Origin of the sequence: Streptomyces goshikiensis, from assembly GCF_014650555.1 — a bacterium.
Classification (GTDB): Bacteria; Actinomycetota; Actinomycetes; order Streptomycetales; family Streptomycetaceae; genus Streptomyces; species Streptomyces goshikiensis.
Window position 1 is genome coordinate 531,720 of the sequence record NZ_BMVE01000002.1, and the last position, 13,978, is coordinate 545,697.

Annotated in this window: 11 protein-coding genes; 5 read left to right on the forward strand and 6 right to left on the reverse strand. The window is 74.5% G+C overall.

Going from position 1 to position 13,978, the window contains the following annotated elements; genetic code table 11:
* Positions 1-133: 133 nt before the first annotated feature.
* Positions 134-2,221, forward strand: a complete 2,088-nt coding sequence (locus IE248_RS07650; protein WP_190030245.1) for a SpoIIE family protein phosphatase — start codon at positions 134-136, stop codon at positions 2,219-2,221.
* A gap of 112 nt (positions 2,222-2,333) precedes the next feature.
* Here the strand turns inward: IE248_RS07650 and IE248_RS07655 are convergent, their stop codons facing one another.
* Positions 2,334-5,129 (reverse strand): SpoIIE family protein phosphatase, encoded by a 2,796-nt coding sequence (locus IE248_RS07655; protein ID WP_079196110.1) that lies wholly within the window; start codon positions 5,127-5,129, stop codon positions 2,334-2,336.
* Positions 5,130-5,175: 46 nt separating this feature from the next.
* Positions 5,176-6,159: a GlxA family transcriptional regulator gene (locus tag IE248_RS07660; protein WP_037798455.1), complete on the reverse strand. Its 984-nt coding sequence runs from the start codon at positions 6,157-6,159 to the stop codon at positions 5,176-5,178.
* 111 nt (positions 6,160-6,270) lie between these two features.
* On the opposite strand from IE248_RS07660, the gene IE248_RS07665 reads away from it, so the two are divergent.
* The 3 genes from IE248_RS07665 (at position 6,271) to IE248_RS07675 (ending at position 8,960) form a co-directional block, all read left to right on the forward strand.
* Positions 6,271-6,879: a cysteine hydrolase family protein gene (locus tag IE248_RS07665; RefSeq protein WP_190030246.1), complete on the forward strand. Its 609-nt coding sequence runs from the start codon at positions 6,271-6,273 to the stop codon at positions 6,877-6,879.
* An 86-nt stretch (positions 6,880-6,965) separates the two neighbouring features.
* The gene (locus IE248_RS07670; protein WP_073796891.1) at positions 6,966-8,450 is read left to right on the forward strand and encodes a DNA-3-methyladenine glycosylase 2 family protein; all 1,485 of its coding nucleotides are present in this window, start codon (positions 6,966-6,968) and stop codon (positions 8,448-8,450) included.
* A 15-nt stretch (positions 8,451-8,465) separates the two neighbouring features.
* On the forward strand, positions 8,466-8,960 hold the full coding sequence (locus IE248_RS07675; RefSeq protein ID WP_073796890.1) for a methylated-DNA--[protein]-cysteine S-methyltransferase: 495 nt from the start codon (positions 8,466-8,468) through the stop codon (positions 8,958-8,960).
* Between the two features lie 39 nt (positions 8,961-8,999).
* Here IE248_RS07675 and IE248_RS07680 read toward each other — a convergent pair whose 3' ends face one another.
* From IE248_RS07680 to IE248_RS07690, 3 genes are read right to left on the reverse strand one after another with little or no spacing between them, the layout of a single operon-like run.
* The gene (locus IE248_RS07680) at positions 9,000-9,428 is read right to left on the reverse strand and encodes a hypothetical protein (RefSeq protein WP_037798462.1); all 429 of its coding nucleotides are present in this window, start codon (positions 9,426-9,428) and stop codon (positions 9,000-9,002) included.
* A 47-nt stretch (positions 9,429-9,475) separates the two neighbouring features.
* Positions 9,476-9,976 carry an NUDIX domain-containing protein gene (locus IE248_RS07685; RefSeq protein WP_073796889.1) on the reverse strand — a complete coding sequence of 167 codons (501 nt, stop codon included), beginning with the start codon at positions 9,974-9,976 and terminating at the stop codon, positions 9,476-9,478.
* A gap of 31 nt (positions 9,977-10,007) precedes the next feature.
* Entirely contained in the window at positions 10,008-11,729 is a 1,722-nt protein-coding gene (locus tag IE248_RS07690; RefSeq protein ID WP_100580362.1) for a BCCT family transporter, read from the reverse strand.
* Between the two features lie 144 nt (positions 11,730-11,873).
* Between IE248_RS07690 and IE248_RS07695 the strand changes: the two genes are divergently transcribed.
* A complete protein-coding gene (locus tag IE248_RS07695; protein ID WP_190030247.1) occupies positions 11,874-13,022 on the forward strand; it encodes a glycerate kinase in 1,149 nt (382 codons plus the stop codon).
* A gap of 159 nt (positions 13,023-13,181) precedes the next feature.
* Here the strand turns inward: IE248_RS07695 and pssA are convergent, their stop codons facing one another.
* Positions 13,182-13,964, reverse strand: a complete 783-nt coding sequence (gene pssA, locus IE248_RS07700) for a CDP-diacylglycerol--serine O-phosphatidyltransferase (RefSeq protein ID WP_008737915.1) — start codon at positions 13,962-13,964, stop codon at positions 13,182-13,184.
* Positions 13,965-13,978 lie beyond the last annotated feature (14 nt).

The window sequence follows — 13,978 nt, forward strand, 5'->3', positions numbered from 1 at the left end:
GCGTGGGCGTCGCCCACGCTACTGCGCCCACACCGCCGCCCCAAGGGCCGCCGCCGGACGCAGCGCCGTGCGCGGACGCCTCGGTTAGGGTGAATCGGAAGGAAGTCGGGCCCCCCGGGGTGAGGTCGGTGCATTGGACACTTACCAGTCGACGAGCGAGGTGCCGGACCAGCCGGAGGCGGCTGTCGGGTACGCGGGCGTGCTCCGCGAGCTGCTCCCGATCGCCCTGTGGCGGGAGGACGCCGACGGCCGCGTCGTCGAGTGGTCGCTGGCCGCCCAGGACCTCCTCGGGTACCGCCCCGAGGACATCATCGGCCGCCTCGGCGCCGCCGTACTCGTCCCCGACCCCAACCGCGAGCTCGCCGGGGAACTGACCCGGCGCGTCCAGGCGGGGGAGACCGTCGTCGGCACCCTGCCGGTCCGCCACCGCGACGGGCACCGGGTGGCGATGGAGATGTGGATCGTCCCCGCCGTCGACCCCCGGGGGCGCAGGGGAGCCATGCTCATCGCCGTGGAGACCTCCGAGGTCCTCCACATGCGCGACTCCCTCGCCGCCCTCCAGAGCCTGTTCACCCAGTCGCCCATCGGCCTCGCCACCCTCGGCCCGGACCTGCGCTTCCTGCGGGTCAACGACGCGCTCGCCCGGATGAACGGCGTCTCCGCCGCCGGCCACCTCGGCAAACGCCTCACCGAGGTGGTGCCCGGCGTCAACGCCGACGCGCTGGAGGCCACGATGCGCCAGGTCCTGGACCGGGGCACCGCCGTCGTCGACGTCCGGCGCACCGGCCGCACCCCCGCCGACCCCGACCACGACCGGACCTGGTCCTGTTCGTACGCCCCGCTGCTCGACGGCGCCGGGCGCAGGCTCGGCCTGATCGCCTCCCTCATCGACATCACCGAGGGCCAGCGGGCGCAGGCCGAGGCCGACCGGGCCCAGCGCCGCTTCGCGCTGCTGGCCGAGGCGGGCACCCGGATCGGGACCACCCTGGACCTGCGCCAGACCGCCGAGGAGATCGTGCACGTACTGGTGCCGCAGCTCGCGGACTCGGCCGACGTCCAGCTGCTGGAGGCGGTGCTCGATCCCGACGACAGCGCCGGGGCCGCCGCGGGCTCCGGCCGGGGCGTGCTGCGCCGGCTCGCCGCGGTGTTCCCCGACCCGTACGCGCCCACCGCGAGGCTGGTGCCCGGGCAGACCTTCCAGATCCCGCTGGGCACCGTCTACGAGCGGGTCATCGCCGACGGGCACCCCATGAACCTGTACGCCGCCGACATCCCGGCGCTGATCACCGACCCGCGGGCCGAGGCGCTGCGCGGCTACCTCGCCACCCTCGGATCGGCCCGGATGGTGCCGCTCGTGGCGCGCGGCCGGGTGCTCGGCGCGGTCGCCGTGACCCGGCTGCGCGAGCGGGAGCCCTTCGACGGGCAGGACTGCGTCCTCATCGACGAGCTGGTGGCCCGCGCCGCCCTCAACATCGACAACGCCCGCCTCTACACCACCCAGCGGGCGGCGGCCCTCACCCTCCGGCGCAGCCTCACCAACAACGCCCTGCCGCAAGTCACCGGGCTCGAACTGACCGGCCGCTACCTGCCCGCCAGCGACCACGACGTCGGTGGCGACTGGTTCGACGTGATCCGGCTGCCCAGCGGCCGGACCGGCCTGGTCATCGGCGACGTCATGGGCCACGGCGTGCACGCGGCGGCCGTCATGGGCCAGCTCCGCACGGCGGTACGGACCCTCGCCCGGCTGGACGTGCCGCCCGCGCGGATGCTGAGCTCCCTCGACGCCGTGGTCGCGGACCTCGGCGAGGACGAGATGGCCACCTGCGTGTACGCCGTCCACGACCCGGAGTCCGGCGGCTGCGTGATCGCCCGGGCCGGGCATCCGCCGCCCGCCGTGGTCACGGCCGACGGGGAGGTCACCTACCTCGACGGCCCGCCGGGGACCCCGCTCGGCACGGGCGGCCACGACTTCCGCACCGAGGAGGTGCGGCTGCCGCCCGGAAGCCTGCTCGTCCTCTACACCGACGGGCTGATCGAGGCCCGCCACCGGGACCTCGACGAGGGCATGGAGCAGCTCGCGGCGGCCCTGGCGGAGGCCGGACAGCCCCTGGAGGCCCTGTGTGACGGGATCCTGGAGCGGCTGCTGCCGGGCGCCCCGCAGGACGACGTGGCCGTGCTGCTGGCCCGTCCGGTGGCCCCGGCGCCGACGGCCGACCCGTGAGCCGCGCCGCCGACCCGTGAGCCCCGTCCGCTGCCGACCCGTGAGCCGCGCCGCCGCCCCGCCCGTCGCCGCCCCGTGAGCCCGCCGCCCGGCCGGGCGTACGGGCCGCCGGTCACCAGGCCAGGTCCTCCAGCGCGTCCAGGTCCAGCGCCGTCGACGCGGGGTCCGCGCCACCGGTCAGCGGGACCTCGGCCCAGATGACCTTGCCGCGCTCCGTGTACCGGGTGCCCCACCGGTCCGCGTACTGCGCGACGAGGAACAGCCCGCGCCCGCCCTCGTCGGTGGTGGCCGCGTACCGCAGGTGCGGGGAGGTGCTGCTGCCGTCGGAGACCTCGCAGATCAGGCTGCGGTCGCGCAGCAGGCGCACCCGCACCGGCTGGTTCCCGTACCGGATCGCGTTGGTGACGAGCTCGCTGAGGATGAGCTCGGTGGTGAAGGCGATCTCCTCCAGCCCCCACGCGACGAGCTGCGCCGAGCCCGCGTTGCGCACCCGCGAGACCGCCGAGGGATCGCCCGGTACCTCCCACTCCGCGATCCGGTCGGGCTCCAGCCGCCGGGTGTCGGCCACCAGCAGGGCGATGTCGTCGCTCGGCGCCGGGAACAGCAGCGCGGCCAGGACGTCCGCGCACGCCTGCTCGGGGCTGCGGCCGGGCTGTGCCAGGGCCTCCCGCAGCAGCGCCTGACCGGTGTCGAAGTCCCGGTCGCGGTCCTCCAGCAGGCCGTCCGTGAACAGCGCGAGCCGGCTCCCCTCCGCCAGCCACAGCTCGGCCGTCTCGAACGGCATGCCGCCCACCCCCAGCGGCAGCCCGGCGGGCAGCTCCGGGAAGTCGACCCGCCCGTCGGGGTGGACCACGGCGGGCCCCGGATGCCCGGCGCTGGCCAGTGTGCAGCGCCCGGAGACCGGGTCGTAGACCGCGTACAGGCAGGTGGCGCCGGTGACACCGCGCTCCCCGCCGCCCTCCTGCCCGCCGGAGCCGGTCTCGATCTGGTCGATCCGGTCGATCAGCTCGTCCAGGTGGCCCAGCAGCTCGTCCGGCGGCAGGTCCAGCGTGGAGAAGTTGTGCACCGCCGTGCGCAGCCGGCCCATCGTGGCCGCCGCGTGCACCCCGTGGCCCACGACGTCCCCGACGACCAGCGCCACCCGGGCTCCCGGCAGCGGGATCACGTCGAACCAGTCCCCGCCCACCCCGGCCTTCGCCGGCAGGTACCGGAACGCCACGTCCACGGCGCTCAGGTCGGGCAGCACCCGCGGCAGCAGGCTCCGCTGGAGCGCGACGGCCGTGGCGTGCTCGCGCGTGTAGCGCCGGGCGTTGTCGATGGAGACGGCGGCGCGGGCCCCCAGCTCCTCGGCGAAGGACAGGTCCTCCTCGTCGAAGGCCTCCGGCGTGTCGGCCCGCCAGAAGTTCGCCATCCCGAGGACCACCCCGCGCGCCTGGAGCGGTACGGAGATCAGCGAGTGCAGCCCGTACTCCAGGGCGATCCGGGTGCCCTCGTGGTCCTGGGCCCGCCAGCCGAAGGCCCCGTTCAGATCGGCCGCGAGCACCGCCCGCCCGGCGTCCAGCGCCGCCGCCATCGGCGCGGTCGGCACCACGAACCGGATGACGTCGCCGACCGGCTGGAGCGGCTGGTCGGTGCGGATCCCGCTCATCGCGGCCCGGCGCATCTGCGTGTACGCGCCGCCCGCGGCCGAGGGTTCCTCGCCGTGCAGCACCGGCTCCAGCAGCTCCACGGTCACGAAGTCCGCGAACCGCGGCACCGCCACCTCCGACAGCTCCTCGGCGGTGCGCACCACGTCCAGGGTCGTCCCGATGCTCACCCCGGCCTCGTACAGCAGCTGGAGGCGGCCCCGGGCCACCTCGGCGCGGCCGGAGAGCGAGGCGAGCTCGGTGGTGTCGCGCAGGGTCATCACGGTGCCCGGGGGCATGCCCGCGTACGGCTTGGTGGGGCGTACGTTCACGGCGAGCAGCCGGTCACCCGCCAGGTGCACCTCGTCCGTCGCGACCCGCCCGGACTCCAGCAGCGAGGTCGTGCGCGGGTCGAGACCCAGGTCGCCCACGCCGCGTCCCTCGGCGTCGGGCGGCAGGGCCAGCAGCCGCCGCGCCTCGTCGTTGGCCAGGATGAGCCGGTGGTCGGAGTCGATGATGAGCACGCCCTCGCGCACGGCGTGCAGGACCGCCTCGTGGTGCTCGTTCCTCCGGGTCATCTCGGCCTCGCCCAGACCCCGGGTCTGGCGCCGCAGCCGCCGGCTGACGAGCGCGGCGCCCCCGGTGCCGAGCACCAGCGCGCCGGCGGCGGCCCCGAGCAGCAGCGGGAGCTGCTTGCCGACCACGGTGGAGACGTTCTCGATCTCGATGCCCGTGCCGACCAGGCCGACGACGGCGCCGCTCGCGTCCCGTACGGGGGCCACGGCGCGGACCGCGTCGCTCGGCGTGCCCTTGAAGACCTCGGTGAAGGTCTGCCCGCGCACGGCCCGGGACAGGTCGCCGGTGGCGCGCCGGCCGATCAGCCGGGGCCGGGCGTCGGTGTAGCGGATCCCGTCGGTGTTCATGACGGAGACGAAGTCCACGCCGGAGGCCCGGCGGGCGGACTCGGCGAGCGGCTGGAGCACGGTGGTGGGATTCGGAGCCTTCAGCGCCTGGGGGAGACCGGGCGCGTGCGCGAAGGCCTCGGCGGCGGCGAGCGAGCGGTCGCGGGCGTCGCGCTCGCTGTCGTACCGCGCCTGGTAGACCAGGGCCAGGGTGGCCGCGGTGATCAGCAGGACCACGATGACGGCCTGGAGGACGAACACCTGACCGGCGACGCTGCGCAGCGCGCGTGACAAGCGCGCGGGCAGGCCCGCCCGGTGCCCGGCCGACTGCGGGGGCGGTGTCACCGGTGATCCCCTGGGTCGGCCAAAACGTCCTGTCATGAGCCATTTCTAACACTGTCGGGGAAGTGAGGGGATGGCGTGCCGATCAGGCAGGGTTCGCCCTGGTGGCAGGCGCCGGTGTGGCGGTGGCCGCCGCGCGGTAGGCGCGCGGGCCGAGGCCGACGTACGCGGTGAAATGCTGGCGGAAGGTTACCTCGCTCGCGAACCCGGCCCGGCGGGCCACCTCCGGGACCGGGTGGTCGGTGCGCTCCAGGAGCCGGCGGGCCGCGTCGAGCCGGTGGTTCAGCAGCCACCGGTGCGGGGTGGTGCCGGTGGCCGCCGCGAAGTGCCGGGCGAAGCTGCGCGGGGACATCCCGGCCCAGCCGGCCAGGGTGGCCACGTCCAGCGGCTCGTGCAGCCGCAGCAGCGCCCGCTCCCGGACCGCGGCCAGCGCCTCCGCGGTCCGGTCGGCCGCCGGGGTGGGCCGGTCCAGGTACTGGGCGTGGTCGCCGGTGCGGAAGGGGCCCGTCACCATCGAGCGGGCGATCGCGGCGGCGGCCTCCGCCCCGTGGGCCTCGCGGACCAGGTGCAGGCAGAGGTCGATCCCGGACGCCACCCCGGCGGAGGTCCACAGCCCGTCGTCCGCCACGTACAGCGGGGCGTCCTCCACCAGCACCCCCGGGTGGCGGGCGGCCAGCAGCGGGGCCAGCGACCAGTGCGTCACCGCCCGGCGGCCCTCCAGCAGCCCGGCCTCGGCCAGGATGAACGCGCCCGCGCACAGCGCGGCCACCGGGACGCCCCGGGCGTGCGCCTCCCGCAGCGCGGCGAGGACCGGCTCCGGCGTCGGCGCCGAGGGCTCGGCCAGCGCCGGTACGACGACCAGATCGGCCCCGGCGAGCCAGTCGAGCCCCCGGTCCGGTGCCAGGGTCAGCCCGCCGGGCAGCTCGATGGGCCCGGAGTCCAGGGCGCATCGGCGCAGCTCGAAGGGCGGGACCCCGAGCCCGCGGCGGTCGGATCCCCACACCTCGGTGATGACGGCCAGGTCGAAGCTGCGGATCCCGGGCTGGACGACGACGGCGACGCGGTGCATGAGCCCAGTGTGCGCGCTCCGCGGGCGATCCTGCCAGCCTGGCAGGATCTCATCGATCCGGGTCCGTTCGGCCGCTGTCGCGGGCACCCTCCCGCCGGACAGCATGGAGCCATGAACGACACCGAGTTCCACCTCGCCGACAACGCCGCCCTGCTGGTCATCGACGTCCAGAAGGGCTTCGACGACGCCCCGTTCTGGGGGCCCCGCAACACCCCCGCCGCCGAGGCCAACATCGCCGCCCTGATGGACGCGTGGGAGGCGACGGGCCGCCCGCTGGTCCTCGTACGGCACACCTCCGTGAACCCCGGCTCCGTACTGGCGGCCGGCCACCCCGGCCACGCCTTCAAGGACTTCGTCGAGGAGCGGGGCGGGCGGGCGGCCCTGCGGATCGACAAGACCGTGAACTCCTCCTTCTACGGGACGCCCGACCTTGCCGAGTGGCTCACCGCCCAGGGCGTGGGCCAGCTGGTGGTGGCCGGGATCCAGACCAACATGTGCGTCGAGACCACCGCCCGGATGGCCGGGAACCTGGGCTACGACGTCCTCGTCCCGCTCGACGCCACGCACACCTTCGACCTGAGCGCCGGCCCCCAGGGCCCGGCCCTCACCGCGGAGCAGCTGGCCACCGCCACGGCCGTCAACCTCCAGGGCGGCGGCTTCGCCCGCGTCACCACCACGCAGGCCCTGCTGGCCGCCGCTCCCGCCCCCGCCACCGCCTGACCCCCTCCGGGCGCTCCCGGCCGGCCGCTAGACTTGATGTCGGAAAACCGCCAGCCTCCACGCCGGCCGGCCGGGATCCTGGAGCCATGTACACCGACACCGACCGTTGCGTACGGGCCGTGCGGTCGAAGGACGCCCGCTTCGACGGCTGGTTCTTCACCGCCGTGCGGACCACCGGGATCTACTGCCGGCCCAGCTGCCCCGCGGTGCCGCCCAAGGTCGAGAACATGACCTTCCTCCCCAGCGCCGCCGCCTGCCAGCAGGCCGGGTTCCGCGCCTGCAAGCGGTGCCGGCCCGACACCTCCCCGGGATCCCCCGAGTGGAACGCCCGGGCCGACGCCGTCGCCCGCGCCATGCGGCTCATCCAGGACGGCGTCGTGGACCGCGAGGGCGTCCCCGGCCTCGCGGCCCGCCTCGGCTACTCCACCCGCCAGGTGGAACGGCAGCTGGGCGCCGAGCTCGGGGCCGGGCCCCTCGCCCTGGCCCGGGCGCAGCGCGCGCAGACCGCCCGGTTGCTCATCGAGACCTCCGCCCTCCCCATGGGCGACATCGCCTTCGCCGCCGGGTTCTCCTCCATCCGCACCTTCAACGACACCGTCCGCGAGGTGTTCGCCCTGGCGCCCGGCGAGCTGCGCCGGCGCGCCGAGAAGGCGCACCGGCACCAGCAGCCCCAGGTGCCGGGGACCATCGCGCTGCGGCTGCCCTACCGGGCCCCGCTCAACCCCGACAACCTCTTCGGGCACCTCGCCGCGACCGCCGTCCCCGGCGTCGAGGAGTGGCGGGCCGGGGCGTACCGCCGGACCCTGCGGCTCCCGTACGGCACCGGCGTCGTCGCGCTCACCCCGCGGCCCGACCACATCGGCTGCCAGCTGGCCCTGACCGACCTGCGCGACCTGACGATCGCCATCAGCCGCTGCCGCTGGATGCTCGACCTCGACGCCGACCCGGAGGCCGTGGACGACCAGCTGCGCTCCGACCCGCTGCTCGCCCCGCTCGTCGACAAGGCCCCCGGCCGCCGGGTTCCCCGTACGGTCGACGCGGCGGAGTTCGCCGTGCGCGCCGTCCTCGGCCAGCAGGTGTCCACCGCCGCCGCGCGGACCCACGCCGCCCGGCTGGTCACCGCGTACGGAGAGCCGGTGACCGACCCCGACCCCGAGGGCGGGCTGACCCACCTGTTCCCCTCGCCGCAGGCGCTCGCCGAGCTGGACCCGCAGTCCCTGGCCCTGCCGCGCAGCCGCCGCACCACGCTCACCACGCTGGTCTCGGCGCTCGCCGACGGATCGCTGCCGCTGGGCATCGACAGCGACTGGGAGGACGCCCGCGCCCGGCTGAACGCCCTGCCCGGGTTCGGGCCGTGGACCACCGAGGTCATCGCGATGCGCGCCCTCGGCGACCCGGACGCGTTCCTCGCGTCCGACCTGGGCGTCCGCAAGGCCGCGAAGGAGCTCGGACTGCCCTCCACCCCGGCCGCGCTGACGGCCCGGGCGGCGCACTGGCGGCCCTGGCGCGCGTACGCCGTGCAGTACCTGTGGGCCACCGACGGCCACCCCATCAACCGCCTGCCCGTCTGAGGAGTACGACCCGTCATGAACAGCAAGCAGCACACCGTCGTCGACAGCCCCTACGGCCCGCTCACCCTGGTCGCCTCGGACGGCGTCCTCAGCGGCCTCTACATGACCGGCCAGCGCCACCGTCCCGCCGAGGAGTCCTTCGGCGAGCGCGTCCCGGCCGGCGAGGAGCCGTTCCCGGCCGTGGTGGCGCAGCTGACCGCGTACTTCGCCGGCGAGCTCACCGAGTTCACCGTCCCCGTCCGGCTGGAGGGCACGGAGTTCCAGCGCAGCGTGTGGGAGCAGCTGGTGCGCATCCCGTACGGCCAGACCTGGTCGTACGGGGAACTCGCCGCCCGGCTCGGCAAGCCGAACGCCTCGCGCGCGGTGGGCCTGGCCAACGGGAAGAACCCGGTCGGCATCATCGTCCCCTGCCACCGCGTGATCGGAGCCTCGGGCGGCATGACCGGCTACGGCGGCGGGATCGACCGCAAGGTCCGGCTGCTGGACTTCGAGGCCGGGAGCCGCGCGTAACGGAAGCCGGCCCGGCCCGGGCCCGGCCTGGATCCGGCCTCAGACCACCATCAGCGGGACCAGCAGGGCGAACGCCGCGCCGGCCTCCACCGCGTACCCGTAGAGCGAGGGGTGCTGGACCGGCGCGGCGAGCAGGACCAGGCTCTGCTGGGCGCCGGCGGCCGTCACCCACTCCTCGTCGGCGCCGAGGTTGCCCTCGTACCAGCCCTCGCAGGAGCCGGGGCCGGTGACGGCCAGGAAGTCGTCCTCGCGGCGGTAGAGGGCCCGCCAGCCGGGCGCCGGGACCGACCAGCCGTCGAAGTCGGTGAACTGGGCCCAGCCGCCGTCGCGGATGGCGGTGTCGAAGAGCCAGACCGGCATGCCCTCCGGGGTGACTTCACCGCCGGCCTGCTCCTCGGTGGTGAAGTGGACCATGGGCAGGGCATCCGGCCCGTCGGCGGTGCTGGGCCAGGCGTACATGGTGATCATGTGCTGATTCTGTCCTGCTCTCGATGGGTGCCTTACGGCCGGTGGCCCTACGTGGCCGCCGGACGCCGGCCGTTCTCCAGTTCCGCGGTTCCCTCGCCGGAGGTCAGGACCCGGTACGCCTCCTCGGTGCGCAGACCGAGCGCCCCCGGGAGGTAGGAGGTCAGCTCGGCGGGCTCGACCATCCGCCAGGAGAGCAGCTCATCCTCCTGGAGCGTGATCGCGGCGAGCCGCGCCTCGTCCAGGACGCCCCCGTCGTAGACGTAGGCGACCAGCGGCGGGCGGGCGCTGCCGAGCACCCAGTCGACGGCGAGGAGCCGCCCGAGCGGCAGGTCGAGGCCGATCTCCTCGGCGCTCTCGCGGCGGGCCGCCGCACGCGGGGACTCGCCCAGGTCGGACTCGATCGTGCCGCCCGGCAGGGCCCAGCCCTCGCGGTAGTTGGGCTCGACCAGCAGTACCCGGCCGGCGGCGTCGAGGTAGAGCGCGGCGGCGCCGGCCAGCACCCGGGGCAGGCTCGCGATGTACGTGGCGTAGTCATCCGTGGTGGTCACCCGGCAACCCTACCCAGGCGCCCCGGAAGGCCTACGGCTCCGGGGTACCCGCGCCGTCGTCCCCCCGGCCCGCCCGGCCCGGTCCGGCGACGCGGCGCAGCCGGTGGTGGCGGGCCGGGCCCTGCTCGGTGAGGGCGTCGCCGACCATCGCCCTGACCGCGTCGCGCATGCCGTGCAGGGGGTGGTGGCGGGCGGGGCCCGCTCCGGGGTCCTGGCGCAGTTCGGTGACCAGGGCCCAGCACAGCAGCAGCATGACGAGGACGAAGGGCAGCGCGACCAGGATGGTGGCGGTCTGCAGGGACTTCAGGCCGCCCGCGACGAGGAGGACGGCGGCGACCGCCGCCATCAGGATGCCCCAGGTGACGACGAGCCAGGTGGGAGGGTTCAGGGAGCCGCGGCTGGTGAGCGAGCCCATCACCAGCGAGGCCGAGTCGGCGCTGGTGACGAAGTAGGTCATGACCAGGACCATCGCGACGTACGAGGTGAGCGTGCCCAGCGGGAGCGCGTCGAGCATCGCGAAGAGGGAGGCCTCCGCCCCGTCCTTGACCTTCACGGCGAGATCCGCGGCGCCGGTGGAGTCGAGGCGGATCGCGGTGCCGCCCATGACGCAGAACCAGACGGCCGTGGCGCCGCTGGGGACCAGCAGGACGCCGATCAGGAACTCGCGGATGGTGCGGCCGCGGGAGATGCGGGCGATGAAGGTGCCGACGAAGGGGGCCCAGGAGAGCCACCAGGCCCAGTAGAAGATCGTCCACGCGCCGAGCCAGGCGCTGTCGGTGAACGCCCCGGTACGGGTGGCCATGGGCAGCAGTTCGTGGAGGTAGCTGCCCACGCTCGCCGGGATCACGTCGAGGACGTAGACGGTCGGGCCGAGGACGAACACGAAGAGCATCAGCGCGGCGGCGAGCACGAGGTTGATGGTGCTGAGCCATTTGACGCCCTTGTGGAGGCCGGAGAAGGCCGAGAGCACGAAGGCGGCGGACAGCGAGGCGATGATGATGAGCTGGACGGAGGTGGAGTTATCGGTCCCGGCGGTGAGGCTGAGCCCCTCGGCCACCTGGAGCGCGCCGAGGCCGAGGCTGGTGGCGGTGCCGAAGACGGTGGCGAAGACGGCGAGCAGGTCCACGGCCCTGCCGGGCCAGCCGTCGGCCCTCTCCTGGCCCATCAGCGGGACGAAGGCGGAGCTGAGCCGGTTGCCGCGGCCCTTGCGGAAGGTCGCGTAGGCGAGGGCGAGGCCGGCGATGCCGTAGATCGCCCAGGGGGTGAGGGTCCAGTGGAAGAAGGAGTAGTCGAGGGCCGCCTGGGCGGCGGCCCCGGTGCCGGGGGCGGCGCCCGAGGAGGGCGGCGGGTTCAGGTAGTGGGTCAGGGGCTCGCCGACCCCGTAGAACATCAGGCCGATGCCCATGCCGGCGCTGAACATCATCGCGATCCACGCGAGGTTGGTGAACTCGGGCTCGGAGTCGTCGGCGCCGAGCCGGATCCGGCCGAAGCGGCTGATGGCGAGGACGACGCACATGACGAGGAACACGTCGGCGGCGATCACGAACAGCCAGGCGAAATTGGCGAGCACCCACGCGAGGGCGGCGGCGGACGCCGTGTCGAAGGAATCCTTGCCGAGCGCCGCCCAGGCGACGACGGCGAGCACGGCGATCACTCCGATGGCGACGAGGCTGAGGTCGGGGGCGCCGTCCGCGCCGCCCGGGCTCCCACCTGGGGGTTCCGGAGGTGACTGGGCCAGTGATTCCGTACTCATGGGGCCACACTATGCAGGCGTATATCCGTATTTAGGGCCATGGCGCGCCGGGTGTGGCCCAGGCCACGCATGGGCATAGGAGGATCCTCCGGATACGCTCATGGCGGGCGCGACTGCACTGTTCGATAGCAAGGGATCAGCAAGGTGACGAACGGAGCAGTAACTGAGACCGCGCGCGTGCTCATCGCCGCGGACAAATTCAAGGGCTCGCTCACGGCCGTACAGGTCGCGGAGCGGGTGACGGCCGGGCTCCGCCGGGCCGTACCGGGCGTGGAGGTCGAGACCCTCCCCGTCGCGGACGGCGGGGACGGTACGGTCGCGGCCGCCGTCGCGGCCGGCTTCGAACGCCGGGAGGTACGGGTCACCGGGCCGCTCGGCGACGAGGTCACGGCGGCGTTCGCGCTGCGCGACGGCACCGCGGTGGTCGAGATGGCGGAGGCCTCCGGGCTCCAGCTGCTGCCGGCGGGTGTCTTCGCCCCGCTGACGGCGACCACGTACGGCTCCGGCGAGGTGCTGAAGGCCGCGCTGGACGCGGGCGCGCGCTCGATCGTGTTCGGCGTGGGCGGCAGCGCCACCACCGACGGCGGCGCGGGCATGCTGGCCGCGCTGGGAGCGGTGTTCCTGGACGGCAGCGGCGAGCCGGTCGGTCCGGGCGGCGGCGCGCTGGCCGAGCTGGCCTCGGCGGACCTCTCCGGGGTCGACCCGCGCTTCGCGGAGGTCGAATTCGTCCTGGCGAGCGACGTGGACAACCCGCTGACCGGCCCGAAGGGCGCCCCGGCGGTCTACGGACCGCAGAAAGGGGCCTCGCCGCAGGACGTGGCGACGCTGGACGCGGCGCTGGCGCACTTCGCGGTGGTCCTGGCGGAGGCGATCGGCCCGAAGGCCGCCGAGCTGGCGGCCTCCCCGGGCGCGGGCGGCGCGGGCGGCATCGGCTACGGCGCGCTGCTGCTCGGCGCGTCGTTCCGCCCCGGCATCGAGCTGATGCTGGACGTACTGGGCTTCGCGCCGGCCCTGGAGCGGGCCACGCTGGTGATCACCGGTGAGGGCTCGCTGGACGAGCAGACCCTGCACGGCAAGGCCCCGGCGGGCGTCGCGGCCGCGGCCCGTGCGGCGGGCAAGGAGGTCGTGGCGGTCTGCGGCCGCCTCCTGCTGGAACCCGAGGCGCTCCGGGCGGCCGGGATCCGGCGGGCGTACCCGCTGACGGAGATCGAGCCGGATCCGGCGAAGTGCATCGCCAACGCGGGCCCGCTGCTGGAGCGGGTCGCGGCCGCCATCGCCGCCGACACCCTCTGACCCTCCCGCCCCCGAGGCCCGGCGCCCACCAGGACGCCGGGCCTCCGCCGTACCCGGGCCCTGCCGGGCTCCCAGGGCGCCCGGCAGGACCCATGTACGCGGAAGGGCCCCCGGTGCCTCGGTGGCATCGGGGGCCCTTCTTGGTTCGCTTGGCCCCGGTCAGGGGATCTGCGTCGCGCGCGCCTCGCGGCGGTTGTGGCGGAACGTGTTCGCGCGACGGGTAGTCGCGAACAGCGGGATCGTCGCCGCCAGGGCGATCTGGAGCGCGCAGCCCGTCTGGAGCAGCAGCTGGCCGCCCGGCGCGTCGAACGCCCAGGCCGCGAGCAGGCCCATGGCGCCCACGATCCAGCTCAGCATCGCCACCGCGAGGACACCCCGCGGCTTCGGGTACTCGACCCGGCTCACCATGAGCCACGCCACACCGATGATCGCCAGCAGCGTCGGGATGAACTTCAGCTCCAGCAGCACGATCGAGACGACCGTCAGCGCGCCGAAGGGGCTCGGCATGCCCTGGAACATGCCGTCCTTCAGCGTCACGCAGCTGAATCTGGCGAGTCGCAGGACGACCGCCAGCAGCACCACGATGGCCGCCAGCGCGGACATCTTCTGGTGCGCGTCGTCGGCGACCATGCCGTAGACCAGCACGAAGTACGCCGGCGCCAGGCCGAAGCTGATCAGGTCGGACAGGTTGTCCAGCTCCGCGCCCATCGGCGAGCTGCGCAGCTTCCGGGCGACGATGCCGTCGAAGAGGTCGAAGACCGCCGCGAGGAGCATCAGTATCACCGCGGTCGCCGCGCTGTGCCGGGCCATGCCCGACTCGCCGCTGCCGGTGAGGTGCGGAATGAGGATCCCGGTGGTGGTGAAGTACACCGCCATGAATCCGCACGTGGCGTTACCGAGGGTGAGCGTGTCCGCTATCGACAGCCGCAGGGACAGCGGCATGTCGTCCTCGGGGG

Coding starts and splice junctions, on each gene's coding strand:
- IE248_RS07680 (WP_037798462.1), bottom strand. CDS start 9,428: ATGATCACCATGTACGCCTGGCCCAGCACCGCCGACGGGCCGGATGCC.
- IE248_RS07665 (WP_190030246.1), top strand. CDS start 6,271: ATGAACGACACCGAGTTCCACCTCGCCGACAACGCCGCCCTGCTGGTC.
- IE248_RS07690 (WP_100580362.1), bottom strand. CDS start 11,729: ATGAGTACGGAATCACTGGCCCAGTCACCTCCGGAACCCCCAGGTGGG.
- IE248_RS07660 (WP_037798455.1), bottom strand. CDS start 6,159: ATGCACCGCGTCGCCGTCGTCGTCCAGCCCGGGATCCGCAGCTTCGAC.
- pssA (WP_008737915.1), bottom strand. CDS start 13,964: ATGCCGCTGTCCCTGCGGCTGTCGATAGCGGACACGCTCACCCTCGGT.
- IE248_RS07655 (WP_079196110.1), bottom strand. CDS start 5,129: ATGACAGGACGTTTTGGCCGACCCAGGGGATCACCGGTGACACCGCCC.
- IE248_RS07675 (WP_073796890.1), top strand. CDS start 8,466: ATGAACAGCAAGCAGCACACCGTCGTCGACAGCCCCTACGGCCCGCTC.
- IE248_RS07670 (WP_073796891.1), top strand. CDS start 6,966: ATGTACACCGACACCGACCGTTGCGTACGGGCCGTGCGGTCGAAGGAC.